This window comes from Arenicella chitinivorans (genome assembly GCF_014651515.1).
In the GTDB taxonomy this organism is placed as follows: Bacteria; Pseudomonadota; Gammaproteobacteria; order Arenicellales; family Arenicellaceae; genus Arenicella; species Arenicella chitinivorans.
Genome location: NZ_BMXA01000004.1, coordinates 154,376 through 179,646 on the forward strand (window position 1 = coordinate 154,376; position 25,271 = coordinate 179,646).

Annotated in this window: 31 protein-coding genes; 5 read left to right on the forward strand and 26 right to left on the reverse strand. The window is 45.2% G+C overall.

The annotated features are described in order from the left end of the window. Positions 1-16 precede the first annotated feature (16 nt). From IE055_RS12400 to IE055_RS12420, 5 genes are all read right to left on the reverse strand, one after another. Positions 17-739, reverse strand: a complete 723-nt coding sequence (locus tag IE055_RS12400; protein ID WP_189401617.1) for a ZIP family metal transporter — start codon at positions 737-739, stop codon at positions 17-19. A gap of 138 nt (positions 740-877) precedes the next feature. Beyond that, on the reverse strand, positions 878-1,273 hold the full coding sequence (locus IE055_RS12405) for a hypothetical protein (RefSeq protein WP_229794276.1): 396 nt from the start codon (positions 1,271-1,273) through the stop codon (positions 878-880). Next, positions 1,267-1,644, reverse strand: coding sequence for a hypothetical protein (locus tag IE055_RS12410; RefSeq protein ID WP_189401619.1), 378 nt, complete (start codon positions 1,642-1,644; stop codon positions 1,267-1,269). The genes IE055_RS12405 and IE055_RS12410 overlap by 7 nt, the downstream gene beginning before the upstream one ends. A 186-nt stretch (positions 1,645-1,830) precedes the next feature. Then, positions 1,831-3,987 carry a catalase/peroxidase HPI gene (gene katG, locus IE055_RS12415; protein WP_189401622.1) on the reverse strand — a complete coding sequence of 719 codons (2,157 nt, stop codon included), beginning with the start codon at positions 3,985-3,987 and terminating at the stop codon, positions 1,831-1,833. 312 nt (positions 3,988-4,299) lie between these two features. Beyond that, complete coding sequence (locus IE055_RS12420) at positions 4,300-4,734, reverse strand: MarR family winged helix-turn-helix transcriptional regulator (protein ID WP_189401624.1); 435 nt, start codon at positions 4,732-4,734, stop codon at positions 4,300-4,302. Positions 4,735-4,836: 102 nt separating this feature from the next. On the opposite strand from IE055_RS12420, the gene IE055_RS12425 reads away from it, so the two are divergent. Both IE055_RS12425 and IE055_RS12430 read left to right on the forward strand, forming a co-directional pair. Continuing rightward, the gene (locus tag IE055_RS12425; RefSeq protein WP_189401627.1) at positions 4,837-5,001 is read left to right on the forward strand and encodes a hypothetical protein; all 165 of its coding nucleotides are present in this window, start codon (positions 4,837-4,839) and stop codon (positions 4,999-5,001) included. Positions 5,002-5,030: 29 nt separating this feature from the next. Beyond that, a complete protein-coding gene (locus IE055_RS12430) occupies positions 5,031-5,726 on the forward strand; it encodes a siderophore-interacting protein (protein WP_189401630.1) in 696 nt (231 codons plus the stop codon). Between the two features lie 92 nt (positions 5,727-5,818). Here the strand turns inward: IE055_RS12430 and IE055_RS12435 are convergent, their stop codons facing one another. The 19 genes from IE055_RS12435 to IE055_RS12525 all read right to left on the reverse strand — a co-directional run bounded on the left by IE055_RS12435 (position 5,819) and on the right by IE055_RS12525 (position 19,785). After that, on the reverse strand, positions 5,819-6,913 hold the full coding sequence (locus IE055_RS12435) for an alpha/beta hydrolase family protein (protein ID WP_189401633.1): 1,095 nt from the start codon (positions 6,911-6,913) through the stop codon (positions 5,819-5,821). Positions 6,914-7,517: 604 nt separating this feature from the next. Further along, positions 7,518-7,850, reverse strand: a complete 333-nt coding sequence (locus tag IE055_RS12440; RefSeq protein WP_189401636.1) for a hypothetical protein — start codon at positions 7,848-7,850, stop codon at positions 7,518-7,520. A 217-nt stretch (positions 7,851-8,067) separates the two neighbouring features. After that, positions 8,068-8,685: a CPBP family intramembrane glutamic endopeptidase gene (locus IE055_RS12445; protein WP_189401639.1), complete on the reverse strand. Its 618-nt coding sequence runs from the start codon at positions 8,683-8,685 to the stop codon at positions 8,068-8,070. 231 nt (positions 8,686-8,916) lie between these two features. Continuing rightward, complete coding sequence (locus IE055_RS12450) at positions 8,917-9,204, reverse strand: DUF3817 domain-containing protein (protein WP_189401642.1); 288 nt, start codon at positions 9,202-9,204, stop codon at positions 8,917-8,919. 409 nt (positions 9,205-9,613) lie between these two features. After that, positions 9,614-10,081, reverse strand: a complete 468-nt coding sequence (locus tag IE055_RS12455) for a hypothetical protein (protein ID WP_189401644.1) — start codon at positions 10,079-10,081, stop codon at positions 9,614-9,616. An 84-nt stretch (positions 10,082-10,165) separates the two neighbouring features. Continuing rightward, entirely contained in the window at positions 10,166-10,654 is a 489-nt protein-coding gene (locus tag IE055_RS18100; RefSeq protein ID WP_189401647.1) for a YcxB family protein, read from the reverse strand. A gap of 395 nt (positions 10,655-11,049) precedes the next feature. Continuing rightward, positions 11,050-11,457: a GFA family protein gene (locus IE055_RS12465; protein ID WP_189401650.1), complete on the reverse strand. Its 408-nt coding sequence runs from the start codon at positions 11,455-11,457 to the stop codon at positions 11,050-11,052. A gap of 205 nt (positions 11,458-11,662) precedes the next feature. Continuing rightward, positions 11,663-12,466: a DUF4437 domain-containing protein gene (locus IE055_RS12470; RefSeq protein WP_189401653.1), complete on the reverse strand. Its 804-nt coding sequence runs from the start codon at positions 12,464-12,466 to the stop codon at positions 11,663-11,665. Positions 12,467-12,551: 85 nt separating this feature from the next. Continuing rightward, the gene (locus IE055_RS12475; protein WP_229794277.1) at positions 12,552-12,905 is read right to left on the reverse strand and encodes a hypothetical protein; all 354 of its coding nucleotides are present in this window, start codon (positions 12,903-12,905) and stop codon (positions 12,552-12,554) included. 62 nt (positions 12,906-12,967) lie between these two features. Beyond that, entirely contained in the window at positions 12,968-13,315 is a 348-nt protein-coding gene (locus tag IE055_RS12480; RefSeq protein WP_189401658.1) for a hypothetical protein, read from the reverse strand. A 111-nt stretch (positions 13,316-13,426) separates the two neighbouring features. After that, on the reverse strand, positions 13,427-13,954 hold the full coding sequence (locus IE055_RS12485) for a metallophosphoesterase family protein (RefSeq protein ID WP_229794278.1): 528 nt from the start codon (positions 13,952-13,954) through the stop codon (positions 13,427-13,429). Positions 13,955-13,985: 31 nt separating this feature from the next. Next, positions 13,986-14,297 carry a DUF3658 domain-containing protein gene (locus IE055_RS12490; protein WP_189401660.1) on the reverse strand — a complete coding sequence of 104 codons (312 nt, stop codon included), beginning with the start codon at positions 14,295-14,297 and terminating at the stop codon, positions 13,986-13,988. 79 nt (positions 14,298-14,376) lie between these two features. Further along, a complete protein-coding gene (locus IE055_RS12495) occupies positions 14,377-14,901 on the reverse strand; it encodes a hypothetical protein (protein ID WP_189401663.1) in 525 nt (174 codons plus the stop codon). 102 nt (positions 14,902-15,003) lie between these two features. Beyond that, positions 15,004-15,459 carry an NUDIX hydrolase gene (locus IE055_RS12500; RefSeq protein ID WP_189401665.1) on the reverse strand — a complete coding sequence of 152 codons (456 nt, stop codon included), beginning with the start codon at positions 15,457-15,459 and terminating at the stop codon, positions 15,004-15,006. Positions 15,460-15,686: 227 nt separating this feature from the next. Continuing rightward, entirely contained in the window at positions 15,687-15,902 is a 216-nt protein-coding gene (locus tag IE055_RS18105; RefSeq protein ID WP_189401668.1) for a BrnA antitoxin family protein, read from the reverse strand. After that, positions 15,899-16,186, reverse strand: a complete 288-nt coding sequence (locus IE055_RS12510; RefSeq protein WP_189401671.1) for a BrnT family toxin — start codon at positions 16,184-16,186, stop codon at positions 15,899-15,901. The genes IE055_RS18105 and IE055_RS12510 overlap by 4 nt, the downstream gene beginning before the upstream one ends. 93 nt (positions 16,187-16,279) lie before the next feature. After that, positions 16,280-17,881, reverse strand: a complete 1,602-nt coding sequence (locus tag IE055_RS12515) for a DUF262 domain-containing protein (protein ID WP_189401674.1) — start codon at positions 17,879-17,881, stop codon at positions 16,280-16,282. 434 nt (positions 17,882-18,315) lie between these two features. Continuing rightward, positions 18,316-18,888 carry a hypothetical protein gene (locus tag IE055_RS12520; protein ID WP_189401677.1) on the reverse strand — a complete coding sequence of 191 codons (573 nt, stop codon included), beginning with the start codon at positions 18,886-18,888 and terminating at the stop codon, positions 18,316-18,318. Between the two features lie 72 nt (positions 18,889-18,960). Continuing rightward, positions 18,961-19,785, reverse strand: a complete 825-nt coding sequence (locus IE055_RS12525) for an abortive infection family protein (protein WP_189401680.1) — start codon at positions 19,783-19,785, stop codon at positions 18,961-18,963. Positions 19,786-20,242: 457 nt separating this feature from the next. On the opposite strand from IE055_RS12525, the gene IE055_RS12530 reads away from it, so the two are divergent. Continuing rightward, positions 20,243-20,587 carry a phage tail sheath C-terminal domain-containing protein gene (locus IE055_RS12530; protein WP_189401683.1) on the forward strand — a complete coding sequence of 115 codons (345 nt, stop codon included), beginning with the start codon at positions 20,243-20,245 and terminating at the stop codon, positions 20,585-20,587. Between the two features lie 178 nt (positions 20,588-20,765). After that, positions 20,766-21,635 carry a hypothetical protein gene (locus tag IE055_RS12535; protein WP_189401686.1) on the forward strand — a complete coding sequence of 290 codons (870 nt, stop codon included), beginning with the start codon at positions 20,766-20,768 and terminating at the stop codon, positions 21,633-21,635. Positions 21,636-21,733: 98 nt separating this feature from the next. Here IE055_RS12535 and ppa read toward each other — a convergent pair whose 3' ends face one another. Then, a complete protein-coding gene (gene ppa, locus IE055_RS12540; protein ID WP_189401689.1) occupies positions 21,734-22,270 on the reverse strand; it encodes an inorganic diphosphatase in 537 nt (178 codons plus the stop codon). Positions 22,271-22,670: 400 nt separating this feature from the next. Between ppa and IE055_RS12545 the strand changes: the two genes are divergently transcribed. Beyond that, the gene (locus tag IE055_RS12545) at positions 22,671-24,683 is read left to right on the forward strand and encodes a sodium-translocating pyrophosphatase (RefSeq protein WP_189401692.1); all 2,013 of its coding nucleotides are present in this window, start codon (positions 22,671-22,673) and stop codon (positions 24,681-24,683) included. Between the two features lie 57 nt (positions 24,684-24,740). Here the strand turns inward: IE055_RS12545 and IE055_RS12550 are convergent, their stop codons facing one another. After that, positions 24,741-25,268, reverse strand: a complete 528-nt coding sequence (locus IE055_RS12550) for a chorismate--pyruvate lyase family protein (protein WP_189401695.1) — start codon at positions 25,266-25,268, stop codon at positions 24,741-24,743. Positions 25,269-25,271: the final 3 nt, after the last annotated feature.

The following is a 25,271-nucleotide window of genomic DNA, read 5'->3' on the forward strand; positions in this document are numbered from 1 at the left end:
GCAGAAGTGACGACGCCTACGCAAGCTGAACTAACATTTCACCATACAACGCCAGACAAAAACCACAAACAGCGCCGATTGGTGGGGCCCAATGCTTCTCGAGACGCGATTGCGGTGCTATGTCCTGGAAAATCAAATAGATGATGCCGCCTGAGGCAAACAACATGATCGCCCCCAATATCGCCAGGTAATCCGCCAGCACATAAAACCCCAACAGCCCGGCAATCGGTCCCAAGGGCACCAGCAACACCATCGTGGTTAACGTTTTTGAGGTACTGCCGTGTTTGGCACCGTTCAATTCACGAAACGAATTGAATCCCTCCGGCAAATTTTGCAGCCCGATCAACGAGGCGAGTAACAACGCCATTGGCGACCCTGTTGCCACCAAACCACCCAATGCGATGGCTTCTGGCACGTAGTCCAACACCATGCCCATCAACTGCGGTGACTCTCTTCGTTTCAATCCCAAGTGACGCTCAAAGGCAAAAAACACCAACGCTCCTAGAAACATGATTGGAACACCCGACGTGGAATGCGCCATGCTCTCAAGGCCTTGTGGTACCAAGACGACCGATACGGCACCGAGCAGCAAACCGCCGCCAAATGCAATTACAAAGTGACGGAATTCGTGCTCAAGCCACGCAGGGCGAAAATGCGTAACCGTGGCGATTAGCCCACCAACCGGAATACACGCCCCAGCGCCCGCTGTAAGTAAAATTATAAAAACCCAATCCGGCATTGTGGTTTACTCTGGTGATCCCTAGATGGCTGCGGATCATGACACTCAGTGCGGTCCCCACTGTTACGAAAATTGTACGCCCGTGTTAAAGCGAATTGGGGCAACGACAAGCTTTTCGTCAAATCAACCATTGTGCGTCTATGTTTCGGTGTCGTTAAATGGTTCAGCGGCGACTTGGTGTGGGTCTTCGTAGACGATGTATCCAGGTCTTTCAGTTCGAAGCATCGCCGTTTGCAATCCATGATGATCGAGGATTACCACCAACTCTCTCAGTTTAGCGATGTGCTCCGTTGCACTATCCTTAAACCAACTAAGCGCGACATTCTTAGAGTGGGGCTTAGTTGATCTTGAAAAGGATGTTGGCTTTTTAAGGTTATAACGAAACCATTCATAAATGTCGTCATAACTCGATTGCTCGTGCGGCAATAGTGAGCCCGCATACTCTAAATCCGACATGGCTTGAAAAACACCTTGTCGCCTGCCTGACTCGATATCAACATTCTGCACTACGAAGCGGACATGCATGCCTAACATTTTATGCCTGTCCGACGCGCAGAAAACCACGCCACAAGCAGAATGACGGTAAATATTGCGGCGACGGTTAAACTGCCAACGTTGACATAATCGCTTTGAATATAGGTGTGAAAAAAAGAAACCCACATCGCCATAGACAAAAGAAACCAAACCAGTACGCCTGTTGATGGCATTTTTGAATGGTATTGGCCAATTCCATATATCTTCAAACCCCGCACATGCATTTCCTGCATCTCTGCTGCATGATCCGCGCATGCAGAACTGCACACGAGGCCAGTAGGCACTTCAGTCGCACATTCTTGACAAACTCCTTTTAGACAGGACTTGCAGAGCCCCACCGCATTGATTGCTTGATGTTGAAAGCACTGCATAGACCAGCTCCTAGGTTGTCCAGTGGTGAATCTACTTTATTGCCATTTAGGCGCCGCCTAAACTATATATGAATCAGGTGGTTTTAGACAAACCGAGTTGTTGTCGATGGTGCACGCTGCGTTGAATGTCCAGTCGGCAATCCACTGACCTCACGCCGCTTATTCGCGGCGCGAGGATTTACGTAATCAGTTTTGGTCAAAGCGATCCGAGTTCATCACCTTAGTCCACGCGGAAATGAAGTCCTTTACAAATTTTTCCCGGTTGTCATCCTGCGCATACACCTCGGCATAGGCACGCAAAATCGAGTTAGAACCGAACACCAGATCAACCCGTGTTGCAGTCCACTTAACAGTGTCGGTCCCGCGTTCGCGGATTTCGTATAAATTGGCGCCAGTAGGTATCCATGTGTAATTCATGTCCGTCAGGTTGACGAAAAAATCGTTACTCAACACACCTTCGCGGTCAGTGAAAACGCCGTGCTTAGTCCTGCCGTAGTTAGCGCCAATTACTCGCATTCCACCGACCAACACCGTCATTTCCGGCGCGGTCAGGCCCATGAGTTGACTGCGGTCCAACAACAACTCTTCGGCACTCACCACGTAGTCTTTCTTTGACCAGTTTCGGTAACCATCATGAAGTGGTTCTAGGTCGGCGAAGGAATCCGCGTCGGTCATTTCAGGTGTTGCGTCACCACGACCTGGCGTGAACGGCACATTGACATCGAATCCAGCGGCTTTAGCCGCTTGTTCCACACCTAAATTTCCCGCCAATACAATGACATCCGCAACACTCGCGCCGCTCTCGGCCGCAATCGGCTCAAGAATCCTAAGCACACTAGACAGGCGTTCGGGTTCATTACCAACCCAGTCCTTCTGCGGTGCCAGGCGAATCCGAGCACCATTTGCGCCGCCACGCTTGTCGGAACCACGGAAAGTGCGCGCACTGTCCCAAGCTGTGGCGACCATGTCGCTCAGGCGCAATCCACTCGCCGCGATTTTGGCTTTAAGTTTCTCGACATCATAATCCGTATTACCCGCCGGCACAGGGTCTTGCCAGATCAAGTCTTCTTGTGGTACTTCTGGACCAATATAGCGTGGCTTCGGTCCCATGTCGCGATGGGTAAGCTTGAACCATGCTCGGGCAAAAACGTCTGAGAAGTACGCTGGGTCTTGATAAAAACGCTCAGAAATCTTGCGGTACTCCGGGTCCATTTTCATCGCCATATCCGCATCGGTCATGATTGGGTTATTACGTTTTGACGGATCTTCGGCATCGACCGGCTTGTCTTCTTCTTTGATGTCAATGGGCTCCCATTGCCACGCACCTGCGGGGCTTTTTTTGAGTTCCCACTCGTAGTTGAGTAGAAGCTGAAAATAGCCGTTGTCCCATTGAGTTGGATGTGTCGTCCATGCGCCTTCGATCCCGCTGGTTACCGAATCGCGGCCAATACCGCGCTTGGTTTTGTTCAACCAGCCAAAACCCTGGTCTTCGAGTTCGCCACCTTCCGGATCAGCACTCAGCAAACCGACATCGCCATTACCATGACACTTGCCGACGGTATGACCGCCGGCCGTCAGGGCGACGGTTTCTTCATCATTCATGGCCATGCGTTCAAACGTTACGCGTACATCCTGTGCAGTTTTTAAGGGATCAGGGTTGCCATCCACACCTTCCGGGTTAACATAGATTAAACCCATCATCACAGCCGCCAACGGGTTTTCCAAGTCACGTTCTCCAGAATAGCGACTTCCCTCACTGCCACTGGGCGCCAGCCATTCTTTTTCCGAACCCCAGTAGGTGTCGATTTCAGGGTGCCAAATATCTTCGCGGCCGAAGGCAAAGCCAAACGGTTTCAAGCCCATTGACTCATAGGCAATGGTGCCAGCATAGGCGGTCAGATCAGCCCAACTAAGCTTATTACCGTACTTTTTCTTGATCGGCCATAAGAGGCGACGCGCTTTATCCAAGTTCACGTTGTCTGGCCAGGAGTTAATCGGTGCAAAACGTTGGTTACCCGTAGCCGCTCCACCGCGACCATCTGCAACGCGATAGGTGCCAGCAGCGTGCCAGGACAAGCGAATCATCAGGCCACCGTAATGCCCCCAGTCGGCCGGCCACCAATCTTGGCTATCGGTTATCAATGCCAGTAGGTCTTGTTTGAGCGCGACGAAGTCTAGCTTTTTTACTTCATCGCGATAATTAAACTCAGCCCCAAGCGGATTCGTTTTAGTGTCGTGCTGATGCAAAATATTAAGGTTTAGCGCCTTTGGCCACCACGCCATATTGGACGTGTTGCTTTTGGTTGCACCACCGTGCATCACAGGGCATTTTTTGTCAGACATTGGTTCTCTCCCGATCGTCATTCGATCATGCTAGTACGAGCCACGTGGGCCTATACCATTCAGTATCCGCCAAACCCAACGATTAATCTAATCGATTAATTGCAAGACTTTGATAGTTTTCAGCGAACATATAGGCGGTGTATTAGTGAATTAGCAAAACTGCTATGTGAGTTCGCCAAGTTTGGCGCCAGAAATAGCCAGCGGAACCCACCTTGAGGCGACTACCTTATTAAGCCTCAATGCGAAATGAGGTCATTTATTACCATCAATAATCCCCGAAAAACCCGGGGGGGAACCTGGGCTCCTCAGCGCCTACTCCTGGCTTTGTTCTAAATTCTTAAGCATCTGCTGGGCTACAACGAAGAAGGTATGCATGTCACCCTCAGCTATTCCTGCCGTCATAGAGTGTTCTACTCTGCTAGTAAGTTTAGATAAACTTGCCTGCATTTTCTCCCCCGTTGGCGTTAGCAGTAAAAACTGGCTCCGTTTATCCTGCGGGTTAGGAACTTTTTCAATCAACCCAAGATCAATCAGACCGCTGATCAAGCGTGTGATTTGAGCCTTGTCTCTTTGTATTACGCTGGCGACATCCAACGCCGTGCAATGCGAACGCCGATGGACTATTTTCATTACCCTTACTTGCATTGGAACAAGTCCTAATGCTTGTATTTCTAGCTGAATAGCGAGGTGTTTTTTAACAGCATGGGCCAAACAACGAACTGACTCAATCGCACTAATGTCTGCCACGAATAACTCCCTTTTTGGAATTTGGTTGACAATATCAACCACATTAAATTATAGTAGATATTATCAACTATAGTTGAACGGCATTGATTTTGGAATTCCATGATGGCCGCAAGTACAGCGGCTACGCATTTGGACATCTCCGAGTTTGGTCGATTTGCAGTGGCGTACAGGCAAAACCTTGTTGTTACCTTTACGCAAGATCCAGTAATCGTACTGGGTATGACGTTGGCAATTACGCTTAAGCAGCAAACCTTCATGAAAAGCTAATATCAGGTACTGTTTCTATGAAAATGCGAATGACACAAGTTGCACAAATAGAAGATTTGGGGCCACATATGCGCCGAATTACATTAACTGGCGAGGATTTAAACGACTTTCCTCCCGACCAAGAAAGCGCTCATTTTAAAGCCATTTTTCCGCAACCAGGTCAAACTATCCCTAAGCTCGGAATATATCCGGGCTTCAAAAAATGGATGCGCTCATACACCGTCCGCGCCTTCAATGATCAAACCAAGACATTGACGGTCGACTTTGCAGTGAATGATCACAAAGGGTTAGGCACGGACTGGGCGGGTAGGGCCCAGGTCGGGGATTACCTCGGTATTGCTGGGCCTGGCGATACGAAACACACAAATTACGCGGCAGACTGGCATTTACTAGTTGCCGATCTGACGGCACTGCCAGCCGCGGCTGCGGTGTTAGAAAAACTGCCAAGAGACGCTAAAGGCACCGCGCACCTACAGGTTCCAACCGCGCAAGACAAGCAGCGTATCAATTACCCTAAAGACGTGAATATCAACTGGGTAATTAATCCGGACCTAACCACAAATCGATTGCTGAACGCAGTTCAAAATACACCCTGGTTGGAAGGCGAACCTGCGATCTTTATTGCTGCGGAAAGCAGCCAGATGAAAGCGATTAAAAAGTACGTAAAAAGGATGCCAGGGTACTCGCGTCAACAAACTTACGCATCAGGCTACTGGAAAGCCTAATGCTACCAGTTGTTGATCTCAGCAAGCCCAAATAGAAAATAAATTCACTGCGCATGGGCATAGTCGCTCACGGAGTGAAACTAATCTGGTACTTACGGCTTTGCCAAGCGTTTGGTAAATAGCTTCCGAGCTTGCGAGATGGCCATCGAGTGCGCATACGATTGCTCCCCAGTTTGAGCACACACTGGTACCAGCTTTTTACCGTTGGGCGTGCAAACTGAAAGAAATACATAATGTCCCGCGTCAGGCAGCATGGTGATATCAGACTCGGGTACCAATTTCGCAGCGACCAAGGCATTCGTCTCGGCTGGTGCTACTGCATCCGCTTCACCGGCAATGATCGAAACCGGTATCGATATGGCTTTCAGGCTCTTGGGGGAAGTTGCTTGGACCAAGGCCGGCGCCATAACGAAGACTGCTTTTGCAGATGGAATCGAATAGTCGTTTTGAGACTGAGCAAAGTAGTCTGCTACCCGTGGGTCCTGAACCACGTTTTGCATATCAGGCTCAGTAATTGAGAACTCTACTTGCGGTCGACAAACACCATCACCTGGGTTTTTCTGGCAAAATTCCGCAAAGTGCGCTCGATCAACCTGTGCGCCGCCCAGCAGCAATGCGGTAAACCCACCGGCGGAAAACCCCGCAACGCCAACCCGCTCAGGGTCAATATGAGGACCCAACACTTCATCTCGTTGTATTCTTTCAAACGCCAGTCTTAAATCCACGGCTCTTTCCCACCAAAGAATGCCACCTTCAATCGTCATTTCATCACCGCCATTGTTACCCGGATGATCGACAGAAATGACAATAAATCCTTCTTTAGCCATCGCAGTTGCAAACCAACCCATCATTCGAGCTGTTCCACCAAAACCATGCGATAACAAAATGACTGGGCGACGCCCTGAGCTATCTGAACTGGTCATGATCGGGGCATTAAAGCTTACTGAGCCCACCACGAACAGTGGGTCTTGTGGTGGCCCAATCACCACTGGCTCTACAATCGAGTCGGACTTCGCCGGGTACCATACCGTGACCCTCAGTGCCGTATTACCTGTTGCGTCTCGCACTTCACCTGAAGGTTGAGTAGCTATTCTTTGCGTTTCGCCGACCACCTGCGCTGCGGTCACACATGAAAAAACGGATGCCGCGATCAGACCAACGATTGCGTAATACCGGTTAAAGCCCATGCCTATCTCCTCTATAGTTCTGTTTTATTAGTCTACCGGACAAATTACAGTGCCGACTGCGTTTGATTGTGTGGTACGTATTGGAGTCACCACTTGTTTGTACCAGCTTGTCGTTAATCTATTTACACAGCTTCCCTGCGAATTAAGATCCCTGTCAGTTGCTCATTACCAAAGCAACATAAAAAACAACTTAAAATCATCATCTTCGCATGGCTTCGTGTTACTACACTCGTTACAAGGACATGCGGAGTAATGCTTGGAGCACGCTGTTTAAGTCGAGCGTTTAAAGACAGTGACTGCATCATATCTCTAACACTCGGTAGGTGGTGTTCCACATGTCACAAATATCTGATAGCTCATCGCACACACTGCCTTCACGGCTGCTTTTGAGTAATATGCACAAATTTCGCCCCTTGCCAACAACGCTGTCATAACCGGGCAAAGAACAGACGCGCGAAAAGAAAACCTTTTCATCTTCTGCACACTTAAAAACTGGGCCGGCGATCTCTATTTTCATTTTCAAAGATTGCACATAATACCGAACGCGGCATCGACTCAACCGTACAATACCGTTAAATCGACGCTGACTCTGCTGGCTATGTATTTATTCACTGACTCTCGTAAGTTCTACCCCATCCACTGTCATTTTCCAGACCCCGTCAACTTCATGCGGTGGGGAAGAAACATCAAATGTTGTTGTCATAAATAGAATACCGACCGTGAAATCATCACCAACAAACTCCTTTAATGGCGCGTTAACTGAGGTGGAACCGCCCCCCTTGATGCGCTCATACGCAACCGTGCCATCCTTCAGAATCAACAACTCCATGCCAGTACCTTGCCACTGCCCGACGTAATCTCGGCGTTCTTCAGGAAGCGGCTCCGCACAACCTGATAAAAATAGGGTCATCGCAAGAACAGTCAAATACTTTCTCATTTGGAATTTCTCCTTGTTTTAAAGCAACGAAAGAAAGCCAATAACCAAAGACCACGAAACACACAACTGGCAATCACAAAATCGATGCAGTGCGGGCGTGCAAGTCATTGAATGCTTTGACCTCGCATTGTTTTATTTTGAATACACATAAGCATAATCGTACAGGAATATCGGGCGGAACGATCGTCGCGAACACGACATTACAAGGCGAGCTTGATTAGTCCACTTTGATCTGATCATCACTTTTTTCAGCCCAATAACCTAATTTATCTTGTTGAGCTGAAATCAAGAGACCTGGCTCTATCAATGCTGAGATGACAAAGTGAGCCGCTATACATGGAGCTAAACTACGATCGCCAACCCAGTAAACAACCCCCAAAGCTAAGCCTAATAGACTCGTTGATATGGCTGCATTGATACCGGCTTTAATATTCCTGACTCCCCAAATTAAGTGCGCAGCGCCAAAGAGCAAACCAGATACCACGATCTGAATAGCGATAGAAAAATCTTCGCCAGCTAGGTAATCCATCACCCACTTTCTAAAAACCAGTTCTTCAACGATCCCAGCACATACCGCTCCAACAACGGCAACAAACTTCAGAAAATCCAACTTAAACATATACTGCTTTACGTCAGAAATTGAGGCCGCACCGTAACAATATAGAACGGTTACAACCATGGCCAAAAACCAACTTAATAGCGTTCCAGACCCTTCACGGGTAAATCCCAAATACGCGATAAATCCCGGAGCGTTGGGCACCATATTGATCACGATAAATGTACCCATTGTTGAGATTAAGATGATTAGGATTACGAATACAGATTTATGTTCCATTGTGTTCTCGCTGCAGATTAACACCCAAATATCGGTTCGAGGCTTTTTACTTTTAGCCAGCCTTTAGTCCAGCGCGCCGCATACCTATTTACCCAAATGCAGGGTGTAACCATTTGGGGACGTGATGAGAGGTCCTACTAGTAGACTCAAAACTGGTTCGCGACATTTCCTGCGCCATCCATTTCTTACGCCAAATAGTCACCTAATCTGGACCAGAAACTTAGCGAACTGTTATGTGCTGGACTCGATTTTAGCTAGCTCCCTTTTGATGAAAATCTCCACAGGAATAAAAGCAAAAGGGATGACCGAAGCAACAATGACCAAAAGCCAAATAACAATAGGCCAAGATTGTTTATGTGAAACTACTGCCGACAGGGACAGATATAACAAAAACAGAATGCCATGCCCCATGCCAAGATAAAAAACAAGTTCCCTATTTATAACACCAAGCGTGACACACAATATAAGAAGATAAGACAATCCTTCTATCAGGCTTACAACTCGAAAAAACTGTAGCATTGAGTTTACTCTATATTTGCCTTGACACCTAAAACCACAGTTGTAGGCAACGCCAAACGGCGTGTGGCTGTCCGGTCATGGTGGGGGTTAATTGAATTACTGGTTATGAGCCTTCTTTTTCGTGGCAGTGAAACGTAGCTATCTAGTCACCAAAAAACTTGTGTAAATTAGGCCGAAGCAGAGCAAAGCTTTGGCCAAACAACGGCACCACTTATTGCGCATGCAGATCTCTAGATCAATAGACTTAAACGTTGTTGGATATGGTAGCGAATGTATAGATGAGTCTCATAGGTAGATTTAACATTGCTTCAGCAGGCCGCAATGTAGTCAGGGTTTTTAATAGCTTAACGTGGCAACACCAAACAAACAACATCGTGATAGTCTTGGTGGCCTAGCGTGATACGCTATGTTATGTGTTTTTTTGGGAAAGTTCATCTAAGTAATTGATATATTTGCTCAAACCATAAGGCTTCTTCCTTGTCTTGCCTGTTTCTAAATCAAAGCGATAAACATGGCATTCAGGATCATCAAGCTTTATAAAATACATCCCCTCACCGTAGTCTCCACCAATGATAAAGTGCCTAGGCTCGATCCACTCTGTAAACATACTTTGCCTTTGCTTGAGCAGATTCTTTCTCGATCCGTGGATAAACAGCCGCTTCAAACTACCCCAAAAAGTACCATCATCTAGATCATCGATACTGTCTCTTTCTAAGATATAACCCCGGTTAGATTCAATGATGGAAACAACATCCGTATCAATGTAGGTGGTGAATCTGTCATATAGTTTATCGGCATTTTCATCATCAATAAGGTTGCAGTACTTTTTAGGGAGCGAAACATTGAGGGCGTTTTCAACCGCGCTTGATGGCTTCATAAAGATCTTATTTCTACTAATTACTCCGCACCAAACTACTAGCGTGATCTCGCAGGGACCTGAGGAATGAGCGGAGTGAACTTGTTATACGTTTTTTTCAAATAGCTCTCGTATTTGATCTAGTTGTGCATGATTAGTGAGCTTGTTATCCGGCAGCCAATTATAGTGCTTTGGTCCTTGAAACAAAAGAAAGCCGTCTTTGACTCTGATTGCTTTTGTAAACACATCCCACCCGAGTTTAACCTCAGCCTTATCACTCTTTGAATAGAGACCGTGTTCAGAGAAGGTCAAGACTGCGTCTTCGTTTCCGTATGGAGAATTACGCACGTTTCTTTTTATAACTAAGTGGTCAATTTTGTAACTAAACACAATAATCAGACACATCGCAAAGATTATTGCAGCAAAACTAAAAACCTTCTCGGAAATCAAAACCCATATTAGAAATGAGAATAAGGTCAAACCAAGCAGCTTAATCAGTAAGAATACGTGACGCAACGGTTTAGTTTTTCGATACCGTTTAAAGCCTTCGACGTAATAACATTCGTCCCCACATATTTCGTAAACGACATCCATTGTTACTTATCAGCCTCTAAAAATAGACAGGTATCTATTCGCACGTCACTGTTAGCTCTGTTAGCGTATTCGTTAAACAACCTTTTCAAATCCTCCGTCATTTTTATCTCCGTTTTACGAACTTTGGGTTGTTATGTTTTAACAGGTTTTCTCCGACAAACTATAAGACTGTGTCGACACCATTAAGAAGAGTATCTCGCTCAACCCAATCTCGAAAACTTTATCTCCAGTAAGTTGTATTGGTGTTGCCCAACATCATCAATTGCATATTCCTAGTTTTAGCACCGGGCGGCATGGGGATCGACTTATGATCACCAAATACAATTTCTTAATGCCAGTTTCTTGCCACATCGATAGTTCGGGGTACCTTACAAACTTGTTGACTATTTGCACCTCTATTCAGGAAAGCCTGTGAATTCTTTAGCGTGTAAACCAGGCTGCAACCAACAAGCTTGTTCAGAAGTAAATATATTTGCTTGCGGTCGTATTTCTGGGAATCGATTTAGCGAACCTGCCGGAACAATTAGCGAACTTCGAGATTTGTTTAGAAAAGGAACTGCTGAACCACAAGAAACGCAGAATGACTTTGAAAACTCCCTAGTCGGATGTTCATAATTTTTGATGCTATTAGTACCTTGGGTCCATTCGATATTATCAGGGTCGGTAAACAGGTTTGACGCAAATGCAGAGCCAGTTAGTTGCTGGCACTGCCTACAATGACATTGATAAAAAGCATTAAAGGTATCATCCAATGTAAATTTAACTGCGCCGCACAAACAGCCGCCATTCAGTTGAGTAGCCATATATATAATCTCGAGAAATTAGCGTTACACCAATAGACGAAAAAGCCAACCTGTTAGTGTGGTGACCTTTTCATGCTTCGTTAGGTATCTTTCTACTTTAAGAATAACCATTATTCCTGCGTATCACCAACGCCTTTAAAGTGCGCGGGCGATTTATACGCGTCTGAGCGCTCGAAGTGTGCAATAGTTGTTAACCTTGTGATAGCTACTCAACGATATACCTTCCGTTTGAGTTTATGTAGAGAACTACTGCATTCTCAACATTTATTTTATGCTTACCTTTAGCTTCAGATCTAAAGAAACTACTTGGTGATAGCTCGGTTTTCTTTTTCTCGTTATTCCACTGATGAAACGCTTTACCTCTTACCACTACAGCCTTTAACCCTTGATCGTTTTCGATCGTGCCTTTGAAGCCAGTTGGAAGTTTGACAAAGCTGCCATTGGCCGACTGAGGCGCCCCCCATAAGTACGCTATTTGTGCCTGGTTTTTCTTTAGCCACTTCACATCTTTAGTATCGAGCCAAATCAAGTTACGCTCGTCTACGTTAATTGGGCGCTCCCCATTATCGAACGCCTTATCATCAGAAAGAACAAGATAGGGACCGCTGTCAATTTCTAGGTAGATTAAGTTGTCTTGCCCGTTCGCCGCTGTGATATGGGTTTCGCCCGCTGGTTGCGTCCAAAATGAACCCGTTGATAGCCACATTTTCTCTGCTGCGGGGTCGTCGTTATGCAGGAATCCTTCAATCACGACGCCACGGTAACTGATGTTGTGAATATGTGGCGGCGAAGAGAACCCTTTCTTAAATTTCACCAGCATACCGGTTGCTATATCTTGGGTACGATCTCCCCATAGGTTCGCTGCTCTGGGGCTTGCATCACCCCTGAGAGGATTAAGCAAACCCCACTCTATATTATCCTTGGCTATAACTTTGTAATCCTCAGCTTTTGACGCTAGCGCAGTCGTACTTATCACAAGCGCAAATACATAAAGTTTTAACTTATTCATAGTTCACTTTTCTTGTCTGTTCGTAGTACGAAAGTTGCCATTCGCCGCAAACACCAACGCATGATGGAAATAGTGTTTTGCCTAGTTATATAGCCCACTCAACCCCATCAACTCCCGCTATCCCTTGAGCGATCTGCTCGATTAGTGCTTTGGCTTTCACCTCGGGAGCTTTGTCCGCCTTACTGAATAATTTCTTCAGAATCGAAACGTTTTGCTCCGGCCATATTTGCCAAATTGGAGGAGAGGATTCTTCGTCGTTTTTACCCATAAAAAGTGTAATTACTTCATTATCGATTATACACTCAATAGAGCACATGCAATCTTCGTCAACCGGGCTACCCAGCTTATACCCAAGCTTGGAGAGCTCATCTCGGAAATACATTAGCATTCCCATATTGTTCTTAAACTTATCCGTCTTTAGATATAGGTTTAGGCTCATTTTCTAACTCTCTCGGTCGACGCATAAAGCTCGCATGAAAGCCGAGCAACTTGTTACGATTTTTACTGTTCGTACATTAGATAAACATCTGTTCCATTTGGTGCTGAACTGAGTTGTACTTTAATGTTTTTTTCCCCGTTCTTATAAGATAGTACTGTAGTTCCCTCATATTCTTTGATACTTAGAGGCTCTCGATATTCCTCTTTATAAAAAGCAATAACTTCTTCCACCGTTATAGAGGTGACATACCTCAACAAATGCACCGGTGCGTTCTCGTCAGTTACCTGCTCAAGCACTCGCACGTTTTGTATCACCGGCATGCCATTAAAGTCTGAACCGTTATCCCCACCGCCAACTCCACAAGCGCTTAAATTGCAAAGTAATAGTACTAGTATTATATTTTTATTCATGTGGCTCTCCTCATTGGTTCATAATGCTTCATTAAGAGGCAAAAAATTATTGGCTAAAATTAGCGACGAAGAAGCAAAAGCCAACTGCTTTTTGTCCTTTTGAATGACTGGCTATATCCGTCTTCCCGTTGACAAAAAATGAACCCAATCGTTGCGGTTTCTTTTTTTACTTTCAGTTACAGCGCTCTGATAATCATAAGGAACTTTGATATTTTGAACTACCCATTCAGAGCGTATTTTTTCAACAATCGAATATGACGCATGATAATTATAGTTTTCCATAGAGTGAACCACGGGGTCTTCATCTGTATATGCTTGCAAGCCAACACTTCCAGGATTCACTATGAGCTGGCCACTACTCAAACTTACAGCCCTGGGAATATGAGTATGACCACAGCATATTAGCTTTGATTTTTGACCTGCAAGTAAATCTATGATTTCACTATCTGAACGAAGCAACGCATAACCTCTACTGACATCTTCCAACAAATAAACTAAATCATTGTTTGGAGTTCCGTGACAAAAGTAGACATCTTCATTTACTTGTTTATCAGAAGGTAGTGACCTCATCCATCCCAGCGTTTTGAACCTAGGTCGTTCAAAATTGATTGTTGTCGGACGCCCACTTAACTTTTCCACCTAGAGTAGCTCTTCATATGACTTGGAAGTTTTACTCGGCAAGACGCACCTCACCTAAGCGCATATCGCATAAATCGCCTTCACCTTGAAGTAGACGATTTTCAACTAATGCCTCTACTCGCATACCAAAAAAGATATCAGGTATGTTGGTTAACAAGCGCTGCTCATCCGATTTCATAAGTGCGTCAGCCACGATCATAGCCACCTTCTGAAAACGATCAGTTGAAAATGACAACAGCCAATCATCTATTAGCTGAATATCGGATTCCTGCGATGAACGTACTGCATCGATATCTTCCTGAGATTCAAACCTCGAAATTTGCTCTGTGTTTAATCTACCCAAAAGATTTAGGTAAACCTGGTAGCGAGTGGAGCAGCATTTTCCGGATTCAACTTGCTGATGGAATGAAACTTGAGCCACATTAGGCATCTGCCACTTTGACTTTACAACTAGGGCACACTTTGATCCCCAAACCAACTTTAGAGGTTTTACCCTCTGTCAGAAACGGCAATCTCTCTTGGCATTTCGGGCATCGCCAAACTGCTCTGCCGAGGAAAACTAAGCAGGCGAACGATATAAGCATAATTATTAATTCGCCAAGCGTCGTATATCCACTGCCCTTTGCCGGCAGAATGGGTAAGCTTAAGACTTCTTGGTTTGACACAAACAGAAAACAGGCAAACCCAACCAAAAGTGCAAAAGAAACAGATAAACCTAACCACCATTTAGTGTTGTAAAAAGCTTTTATAACTGGGCCTTCCTTTGGCTTGTTTAGAAAATACGCCAACACTAACGAACCGGCAAAGGCTGAAGAACTCACTAAAAATTCGCTCGTGCTTGACGGTAAATTCTTAAATATCGCTAGCATCGAAAACAACGCCACGGCTCCCGATACCGCAATAATCACTCCTATACTAATATTTAAAAATATCTTGATATAGGTCATATGTGACTAACGACGCGGCAAATTGTCGAAACGAATATGGTTGTTATTTACTAAGCAATACAAAATTAAAACTCCATCGTGGAAATGAGCTTGACCGCCTTACTATGCACTTTTCTTATTTCTCAGAATAGATTCCAATAAGTCAGGGATACAATCGGGCTTAAATAAAACTGAATCCACATATCTCATTTCAGAATGGGTCCACCACTTCCAATTTTGAATCGTACATTTCTCTTCATCTGTCCATTCTGCCGCGAAGACCTCTTCTTGCGAGGAACAATTTACCAAGTAATACTTCTCTCTCCATAGCGCGGGTACTGACCTGGCCACTGCGAAGACTGCTTCTCGCTCAAGCAATAACGGTCCAATACAGTTTCGCAAACCCGTTTCTTCATATAATTCTCTTGAAGCGGCGTCCAGCACTGATTCCCCCTTCTTTAGCTCACCACCCGCAGTAGCCCAGAACGGTTCTGGCCTATGCTCATCCTGATACTGAAAAAGTAAAAGCTCATCTTTTTCATTGACGATCAACAGCCTTGAGCAATATCGAACTTTCATTACTTCTCCAAGGTTCTCATAGAGCGTTAACGATGGAAGGGCATTCGGCTATTTCTTGTTATTGACCTGTATTTCGGTGTCTGAAAGTATGGTGGAGTGGATGTCCAAATTACTTTCATTTTTCATGGGTAGGTCCGAAACCTAACGCCTTTAATATTGGCGCCGCTTTCCAGCGGCGTTCATGCGTGCCATAGGCACACAAACATATTTGAACTTGTTACTGAGTACTACTTCCAAGATAGGTCAGGACGCCGATCATTCTCAACACAATCCTTTAAGTACAAATTGATAAGACTCTGGTATGCAATACCAGTGTCTTCAGACATGTCTTTGAAATAGGAGATAACATCATCAGACATTCTGATTGTGACTTGACGCTTCAGCTTTGAAATATAAGGGTTTTTCCTTACCTTCATTTTTGAGAGATCGTATTCTTTCTTCATAATTTAGGACCTAAGTAAAATTTTCTTTCCTTAGCTGTAGCCTTACGAGCCGAAATTATCCTGATAGTTGAGCCATCATCTCGTTCGCAATGAACCACGATAAGTATTCTAGATTTTGAACTTTTCCCGAGCATTAGGAATCTGTCTTCTTCATCAGAATTCTGAGCATCAAAAAATTGCTGGGCATATTCATCGAAGAAAACCGAGCGAGCTTCATCAAACGAAACCTTATGCTTCTCAAGATTTGAAGTCGCTTTTGAGTCATCCCATTCAAAATCAATCATACATACATTATATGTATAAAACTTGACCTGGCAAATGAAATCTCAGTAACGCTTAAAGCAGCGGCGCATTTATGCGTCCGCTGCCATTACTTGTTATATGCTCTCGCCTTTTGCAAGTTTACTAATATCTTGGAGCATCAATTTAGCTCTTTCATCTAGAAACTCTGAATATTCAAGGGTTGAGTAATCTACTGAAGCAGGATCAGGCAGATAGTTCGAGCTAAATACATTTTTTGCCTCGACACCCAACTCAGAAATTAGTCTCGGCAAATAATCATTCGGATGATCATCACTTATCGCATTGTTTTCTGAAGCTGCCAACATACAAAAATTTGCAAGACTATTATGCTCTCCAGGCGCCTTAATCCGTTTTAAATGAGCCTTGGGGTAAATATGGTGGAATTGTTTGCTATTGTAGTTTGATAGCGCCACCTCTGGATCAATTTGAGCTCCATTAGTAATATTTCGTGGCCCTCTTAAGGCAAGTAATATTATTAGAGCCCTAGATCTAGAGTTATTACTTCTAAATGCCAGCCTTTTGAATGCTTCTGAGGTAGGGATGTTTCCAAACGATTTTTTGGGGTCTTCTCCATTTACTACAAATGAGTCTATTGCCTCCAGATCTTGAGAAACAAAAGATTCTGACGCGCCCCTGTATCGCTCAGAAAATGCACTAAGCCAAAACCATTCTCTAACACGCCTTATATCTTCTAGGCTTAATGTCTTTCTTTTTGAATAAATATATGACAGTACAATTGCGATTGCTTCATAAGGAAGAAAGTCCCAGCTGTAAATTTTAAACTCTGTTTTGAGAAGGTCCACAGTCTTTAATAGTGCGGATTTGGCAATTTCAACCAGGGCATCCATTTCTTCTTTCGACAGATTTCGAAGAGACAATACCTGTTCTTTCTTTATTCCTTTGTGCTTTATTGCAGATAGACACTTCAGAACTGTATTACCATCAATATCATCGAAACCTTTTGGCTTCAAAGAAATCGCTATCTTTTGTGCTTCATCATTTAGGTCAAAATTTTCAGTCCAAGTTGCAGCAACCATTAAGTCATATGTTGAAAGCCTAGTTCCTGAACTGTTGATCCTCTCGAATATTGGACACACTTCTTCAACAGTTAAGTCTTTAAGTGTAACAACTGGTATTCGGTAGTTTGTAATTACGTCTATTAGACCATCTAATTTCCGTTGGAGCTCATCAGCATTCGGATAACTCACCAGACCTGATCTAAAGTTAAGCAATTTAGTGGTGTTGTAAATTATTCTTAGTGGAAACTGTGTCTGGCTAAATTCTTCAGGGGCTTCCGTAAAGCATTCATCAACAAGATCATAAACTGCATCAAATCCATCCTGCCCCTCTAACGCACCTAAAGCTGAGTAAATTACCGTTAGTCGTTGCTGGCCATCCAGCACATAGTCCGTGGGAGACATATCATCAGTTTCTGGAAGCTTAAATGCTCCTATATTTCTTTCAACTGCCAATGAGTTTTTTGTTCGCCAAAGCAACAAACTTCCAACAGGATAATTGCTCGCTATGGAATCAAGAAGTTTCAGAGCTTGTTCTTCTTTCCAGACGAACTGCCGCTGAAATTGAGGAACCTTAATCTGACCAGAATTAATATCTGCAATCAGATCCTTTAGAAATGGTGTCCCAGTTTCAAGTCTACTTGCTATATTTGCTGACATATAATTCCTAAATTAAATATTCCACTGAAGCCCGGTTGGCATATAACGCCAGTAACACGGGCGCGGGCGTAGCGCGCGTCCGAGCGCTGTAAGCGCTGTGTGTTTGTTCTTGTTATGTTTCATATGCCATTACACCAACCGAATAGCAAGAACTACAATTGCCAACAATATTAAAAAGCCGATAAGCCTTAAAAGAAAGATTTCACCTTTGTGTGGCGGAACTTGTACCTTCTGTTTTAGGACATCGACATACAGGTACTTGCCAATGCTGTGCGACAAAAAGCCAGTCAATAAATCTAGCCCGCCAAACAGTATTAGGATTAAAAGTAAAATTTCCATACTAGCTCAGGTAAACATAACGCCATTGCAAGGGGCGGCGCGGAGCGACGACCCGCGCAGTGAGTGAAACGAACGAAGTGAACTTGGCGAACTTGTTATAAGGGTTTTTCAATACTACCAACCAGCGTTGCAGCTGAACGAGTAAAATAATACATTGGATCACCGCTTGAATTATAATCTTTAAGGAGAAGTCCTAGCTCTAGTAAGAGTGCTAGATCATCTTTAAAAAATCGAGTTTCTTTACACGTATAATTTGGACCCGGACATAATATTAAGTTTTGATCATTTGTACCGACTTCGTTAGAAAGAAGGAAATATTCGGTTTCATTTTGATCCATAAGCACCAGCAATTCTATAGCCTGTTGGGACATCGAATCTCTGGAATAACTTAAAGCTAAATCATCTAACCCTGAAGAATGTATAGATAGAATTGCGAGTTGATCCGAAATTTTGTCTAGTTTTTCGTTAACGCTTTCAAGCCCTTTATTGAGTATGATTTTTATACTCAATGTTGTTTCTTGATTTCGTCTGATTTTTTCACACAACTCGATATGATTATGTTCCGTTAGCCAGTTCAAAAATTCACCAACATCTGCAATTTCATTCGCCTTTCGACCAGAGGCGAATGCCGACAGTAACCCGACAACTTGAGCGAACTCGGCGATCATTACTCCTCCTTATAACGCCGCAATAATTTGGCGCAAGGAGCGCAGCGTATTGGGGTCAAATTGATTGTTTTGTTAGCTGCTATCATTTAACCGGTTAAGTAAAAAATTCGCGACAATGCCAACGGACTCAATAATGCTATGAGACTCTTCAGTACTCAAGGCTGAAATGCATAACTTTCCGTGACCTGTACCTTCTCTATTACGGACTCTATTTATACTAGTGGCCATTTGAAAAAGCGCTCTTTCGTAGTTTTTTATTGCTGGTTCATTAGGGGCAATAGGTGTTTCTGGAGTGGCCATATTTAGAGCAGCATAGGCTTGACCAAACAAAGTAGGAAAATTGGCATTCGCGGGATGGTTACCAAACCTTGTTTGAATAATATGCTTTGCTGTTGCCTCCAAAAGATCCTTTCCAGTACCTGACAATAACGCGGCATCCTCTGAGCCTCGCTTGGCTCTTTGTGCGTATGCTTGCAGCGCTTCAGTTAGGTGCTTGCCTCTGAGGGTATCTAAAACCTTTGGGCGAATATCTCCGTTTTCTGATAGGGAAAAGCTCTCCGAATCAAATGCACTAATAGCATTAAGGATTTGCTCTTTACCTACAAAGTTTGGCGATGAATCTCTAAAACCACCCACGGCTCTAACCTGAGAAAGAAGAAGCCCTATAAGTTGGCCGCCTAATGATGGTTCATTTTCAAGCGCCCAATTCAGAGTAGCTCGAACTCTTTTGGCTTTTCCGACAGATTGACCCTGAAATTTTGGATCAGCTTTAGTTAAGCCCGCTTTTTTAATTTGAACTTCAAGATCGTAATGTGTCGGCTCTCTAGATTCAACTTGTGCGTCATCAACGAGCTTAGATACTGCAACAATTATTAAATCTGATATTGGTAATTCCATTTTATCTCAAAATACTCCGATGTGGTTTTGGCAGCTAACAGCTTATTATTGAGCGCGCTCGATTTCGCCCAAATTGATATTTCGAAAAACTTTTGTAACCCTCTGTTTTAACTCTACTTTTCCTCATTCCCTCGTTTATCCTTGGTGTCAAAGTGTGCGTGCGCAATATCAATCCTAGCAGTGCGCAATAACATTCTCAACGATAAGCATAAGTCTGTGATTTTGCTAATTATGTTTAATTTCAAAAGTGACAAAGTGTGCGCGAGCTGGAGCGTAAAGTGACCAGTTCTGGCTAAATCAACCAGATATACTGCTTATAATTACAGTATATTTAGAATATTGATCTGTTTTAAGAATACATAGAATATGCCGCGTTTAACATTGGTGTTTAGTATGTTGGGGGCCTGGTCGAAACATGTGGTTTAATAGGCCCAACGTTGTATTAGGAGGTCACTGTATGGAAGAAACCACAAATTGGAAAGATGTTGAATCGGAACGACTACTGGCCTATATCGAAAAATCGATTAAAATCGTTCTTGAAAGCGATGCTTTAATGCCTAATAACGTGGACACTTGGGCCTCTGTCAAAAGCACGATCGTTAGCTTTTTGACAGAGATATGGTTGAACGGTGGTTTACAGGGCGCAACTGCCGACGTTGCCTTCAATGTTTGGGTTGGCCCTAGCTTGTCCACGGCAAGCGGAGCGGAGCCGAATAACTATTTGGCCGTTGATGTAAAAGTGGCTATAGAACGTCCTGCTGAATACACGGTAATTACCTTCGTTCAAGAGCAGGCTGGCTGAGACTGCTGTAGTTTTCAGATACTAGAAATTCGCAACAGGTTTCACTTTGCTATTTCTCACAGCCAGCTGGTCACTACTCTAGATGTGAAGCTGGATTCTCAAACGTAAACAAGGAGTGAATGCGGCAAAGTAAGCACCTGTTAGATTGTTGGGCCTAATAATCCAACCGACACGCACTATGTTTGCTCCGCTTCGATTTATTAAAACACTGGTTGTTGGTGTATTTGTGCTCGCGTTGTCCGCGTGCGCGACCACGTTCCCTACGCCTCAGAATGCGCCACCTAGCACCGATTCATCACTCTCTGGCGCCATGCTGTTTGGTCAAACGTTTGATGCGCATGGTGGTGAACACCTCAGTGAATTAGATAATGTGAGCGTTGGGATAACTGGCAAATGGAAGCAGTTGATTCGGCGCATACAACCCTTGGTGACTGACTATGCGTATCGAGTTGAGTCGCAGGAGCGCTTGTTCCCTAAGGAGCGTGTGTATGCCGCGCACTATACTGGCCCGGCTGGGAACAAGTCGGTGTATCGTAGCCCGGACACGATTACAGTGCACTATAACGGGGTTGAGTCGACGGACTCGGCAGTATTAAGCAGCACCGCGCTCACGGCAGATGCGTTTCATTTATTTTTGCTTGGCCCGTTGGCTCTTGAACCATGGCAGGCTCAGTTTGAACGACTTGCCGATGCGCCACTGAACGGTGAGTTGCATCATCGGATTCATTTGAATCTCGCACCTGGGTTTGGCTATGGTCAACAAGACCAAGTCGTATTGTGGATTGATTCTAAAACCAAGTTGACGCGTATGATTCAAATCACCTTGACCGGTCACGACTCAACCAAAGCAGCGCATGTTGAGGTGGAGTACCTTGATTACCTAGTTAAAGGGGAATACACCTTTCCAGCAAAATTTTTTGAACGCGTAAACGCACCGATTGCGATTGATGCGCATGCCTGGGAATTGACCGAGCTTCAAATCAATTCAGACTATTCAGTTGATGATGTACGTAAGCCCGGTTTAGGTAATGCAAAATTGGTTAATTAGTCACGCATAAAAAAAGCGGTAACCGACGCTACCGCTTTTTTTCTCAGGCTGCCGATGTGTTCCACTACTTTACAGTGGTTCAATCGGTAGGGGCTGCATTATTTTAGGGTGGCTTGGTAGCGCTCTGCGGCCGCCAAAATCTCTTTGCGCGCTTCTTCTTTACCGACCCAACCTTTAACTTTTACCCATTTGCCTTGCTCGAGGTCTTTGTAGTGCTCGAAGAAGTGTGCGATTTTATCCAGCATCTCTTGCTGAACGTCGCGGTAGGTTGAAACTTTGTTATAGAACTTAGTCAGCTTTTCGATCGGCACAGCCAAGATCTTGGCGTCGCCACCAGCTTCGTCGTCCATCTCGAGCATGCCGATTGGGCGGCAGCGGACCACGGAACCGGTTACCAAAGGGAAGGGCGCTAAAACCAGCACGTCTGCTGGATCACCATCGTCAGACAGTGTTTGTGGAATGTAGCCGTAGTTGCAAGGGTAGTGCATCGCGGTTGACATGAAACGGTCAACAAACATGGCGCCGGTTTCTTTGTCCACTTCGTATTTGATTGGATCACCGTAACGTGGAATTTCCACGATCACATTTACATCATCCGGTAGAGACTTGCCTGGGCCTACATTATTGAGAGACATCTTGATTGCTCCGAAAAGTTGGTCTTGAAAAATTGGCTGTATTATACTGATTTGACGGTTTTAAACAGCCGCACTTGTTCAAAAAGCAGTCAAAATATAAACCAAAACAAGGGAACCAGGGATTTGAGCGATTTTCAACGCATTCGGTTTTACCTACGTTATGCCAAAGGCGGTGTCGTCGTCTCCTTTCAGTCGGTTCCTCACACTAAAAGTCACTCCCAAGAAGTGGATTCGAGGCCAAGCCAAGCAGAAGTTTGTTAGTTTATTGATCAATCTAATTTGCAACACTTGAGGCCTGGCTGCTGGAGTTACGGCAGGGAGTTACTCAGGGTTGCAGACGCCGTACCGATTGTCTTGGTTAGAGTGTTGCCGCTTACGGGAAACAACCGGAGGACACTCTATGTCTGTACAAGCTGTACCTGCCTTATTCGGCATTATTGGTTTACTGTTTGCTTTCATCATCTACATGATGATCTCAAAACAAAAAGTGTTAGAAGGAAAGGTCGCCAGCATTGGCGAACAAATTCATATTGGCGCGATGGCATTTATGCGCCGTGAATATACGATTCTTTTCGCCTTTGTTGCCGTTCTCGCCGTGCTTATCGCTGTTTCTGATCTCGGCTTACACACCATGTATGCATTCCTACTCGGGGCATTTTGTTCTGCTTTTGCTGGGTATATTGGCATGTTCACCGCCACCAAAGCCAACACACGCACGACCACGGCCGCGCATGAAAAAGGCGCCTCGGCTGCGTTGGTGACGGCATTTAATGGTGGCTCGGTTATGGGTTTAACTGTTGCGTCTATGGGCTTATTTGGTCTTGGTATTTTGTATTACGTTTACGGAGCCAATGCCGAGAGTGCGCATACGATTCACGGCTTTGGTATGGGCGCTTCTGTCGTAGCGCTGTTCTCTCGTGTTGGCGGCGGTATTTTTACTAAGAGCGCCGACGTTGGTGCGGACTTGGTTGGTAAAGTAGAAGCGGGCATACCTGAAGATGATCCACGAAACCCAGCTGTCATCGCCGACAATGTTGGGGATAATGTTGGTGACGTTGCAGGCATGGGTTCCGATATCTTTGAGTCCTATTGCGGATCGATGATCGCTACCATTGCTATTGCGTCGACGCTTAGTGCTGGTGTCATTGTCAGCCTCGGTGGTAAGCAAGAAGCGCTGATGGGCCTGCCCTTGGCGTTGTCGTCCGTCGGTTTGATTTGTTCCGTGCTAGGCATTCTATTAGTTGCGTTAATGAGTAACAGCGCGGCAGAGAAAGCCTTGCGTGCAGGCACCATTGGTTCCTCGGTATTGTTTATTGCCGCGTCGTACTTTTTGATCAATAAATTTGGCATTGCTAACAGCGTTTGGTACTCCGTTGTGATTGGTTCAGTCGGTGGCATCATTATTGGTTTGGTCACTGAGTATTACACGGCGGGCAAACCAATTCGCACAATCGCGGCGTCGGGCGAGACCGGCCCAGCGACGGTGATTATTTCTGGTCTAGCGATCGGGATGCAATCTGTGATTGTGCCAATCCTAACCTTATGCGGAATCATCTACTTTTCAAGTCATTTTGCCGGTTTGTACGGCGTGGCCATTGCCGCCGTTGGTATGTTGGCAACTGTTGGCATTACCATGGCCATCGATGCGTATGGCCCGGTTGCGGATAACGCGGGCGGTATTGCCGAAATGGCCGGTTTAGGTGCTGATACACGCAAGATCACCGACTCGCTGGATGAAGTCGGCAATACCACAGCGGCAATCGGTAAAGGCTTTGCAATAGGTGCAGCAGCCTTAGCTGCGCTGGCAATCATCTCTGCGTATATCGAAACGGTGTCGTTGCGGGTTGCCGAATTTAGTCTGCAAATCAACAACCCCGAAGTTCTGGTCGGTATGTTTATTGGCGGTATTTTTCCATTCTGGGTTAGTAGCCTCACAATGACCGCCGTTGGCGATGCCGCCTTCGATATGATTAAAGAGGTACGGCGTCAATTTAAAGAGATCCCTGGCTTGCTCGAGGGCACTAGCCCACCCGATACAGCGACCTGTGTCGATATTGCAACCACCGCTGCGTTGAAACGTATGATCTTACCAGGTGTGTTGGCGGTGGCAGCGCCGGTCGTGGTTGGGTTTGGGATCGGTGCGGAGGCACTCGGCGGCATGTTAGGTGGCGCCTTGCTTGGCTGTGTTCTTTTGGCTATTACGATGGCAAATGCAGGTGGCGCTTGGGATAACGCGAAAAAATACGTAGAACGTGGTAACCACGGAGGTAAGGGCTCCGATACGCATGCCGCCGTAGTTGTCGGCGACACGGTTGGTGACCCCTTTAAAGACACAAGCGGTCCATCCATGAACATTTTGATTAATGTAATGGCGATTGTAAGCTTGGTGATTGCGCCTTTGTTAAGTCATTAACCAAAGCGATCCCACTAGCATCTGATGCAGCAACGGCACCTTCAGGTGCCGTTGTTGCTAAAGGTAACTAAGGATTTTTGGTAGGAAAAACTCACTAACCAAGATCTGAGTTTGCTGATAATCGTAAGGCGTTCGCCGTGCATGATACTGGTGGTTGGCGATATCAATTTCAGCAAACTGACGTTTCGACACTCGAATACGCCCATTTTTAAACAATAAGTGGCCAAGTGGTGTTTGACCAAGCTTGCCTAGACCACCTTGACCATTTTTAGCCACGGCCAAGGGCATGATGCTGCGCGCAAATACCACCGGTTCACCAAATATATGTAACTCGACTTCGCGCACACCAGCAATTAACGCTAACGGTCGCCGCATTTTTATCTGTTCGTGAACGTAAGGCGTCGCCAAAAATTGACGCAATACATGGACCTCAAATGTACCAGAACTGATTGCCACCAACGCTGCGGTCAACGACCCCCTGTCTACCAGCAGTGATTTAAGCGCTGCTGGTGCACTCGGTTGCGTGATCGCTGTATCTTGCCGCCAGCGCGTGTGACGCGCCAACGTTTGGTAGAGAGGGTCCATAAG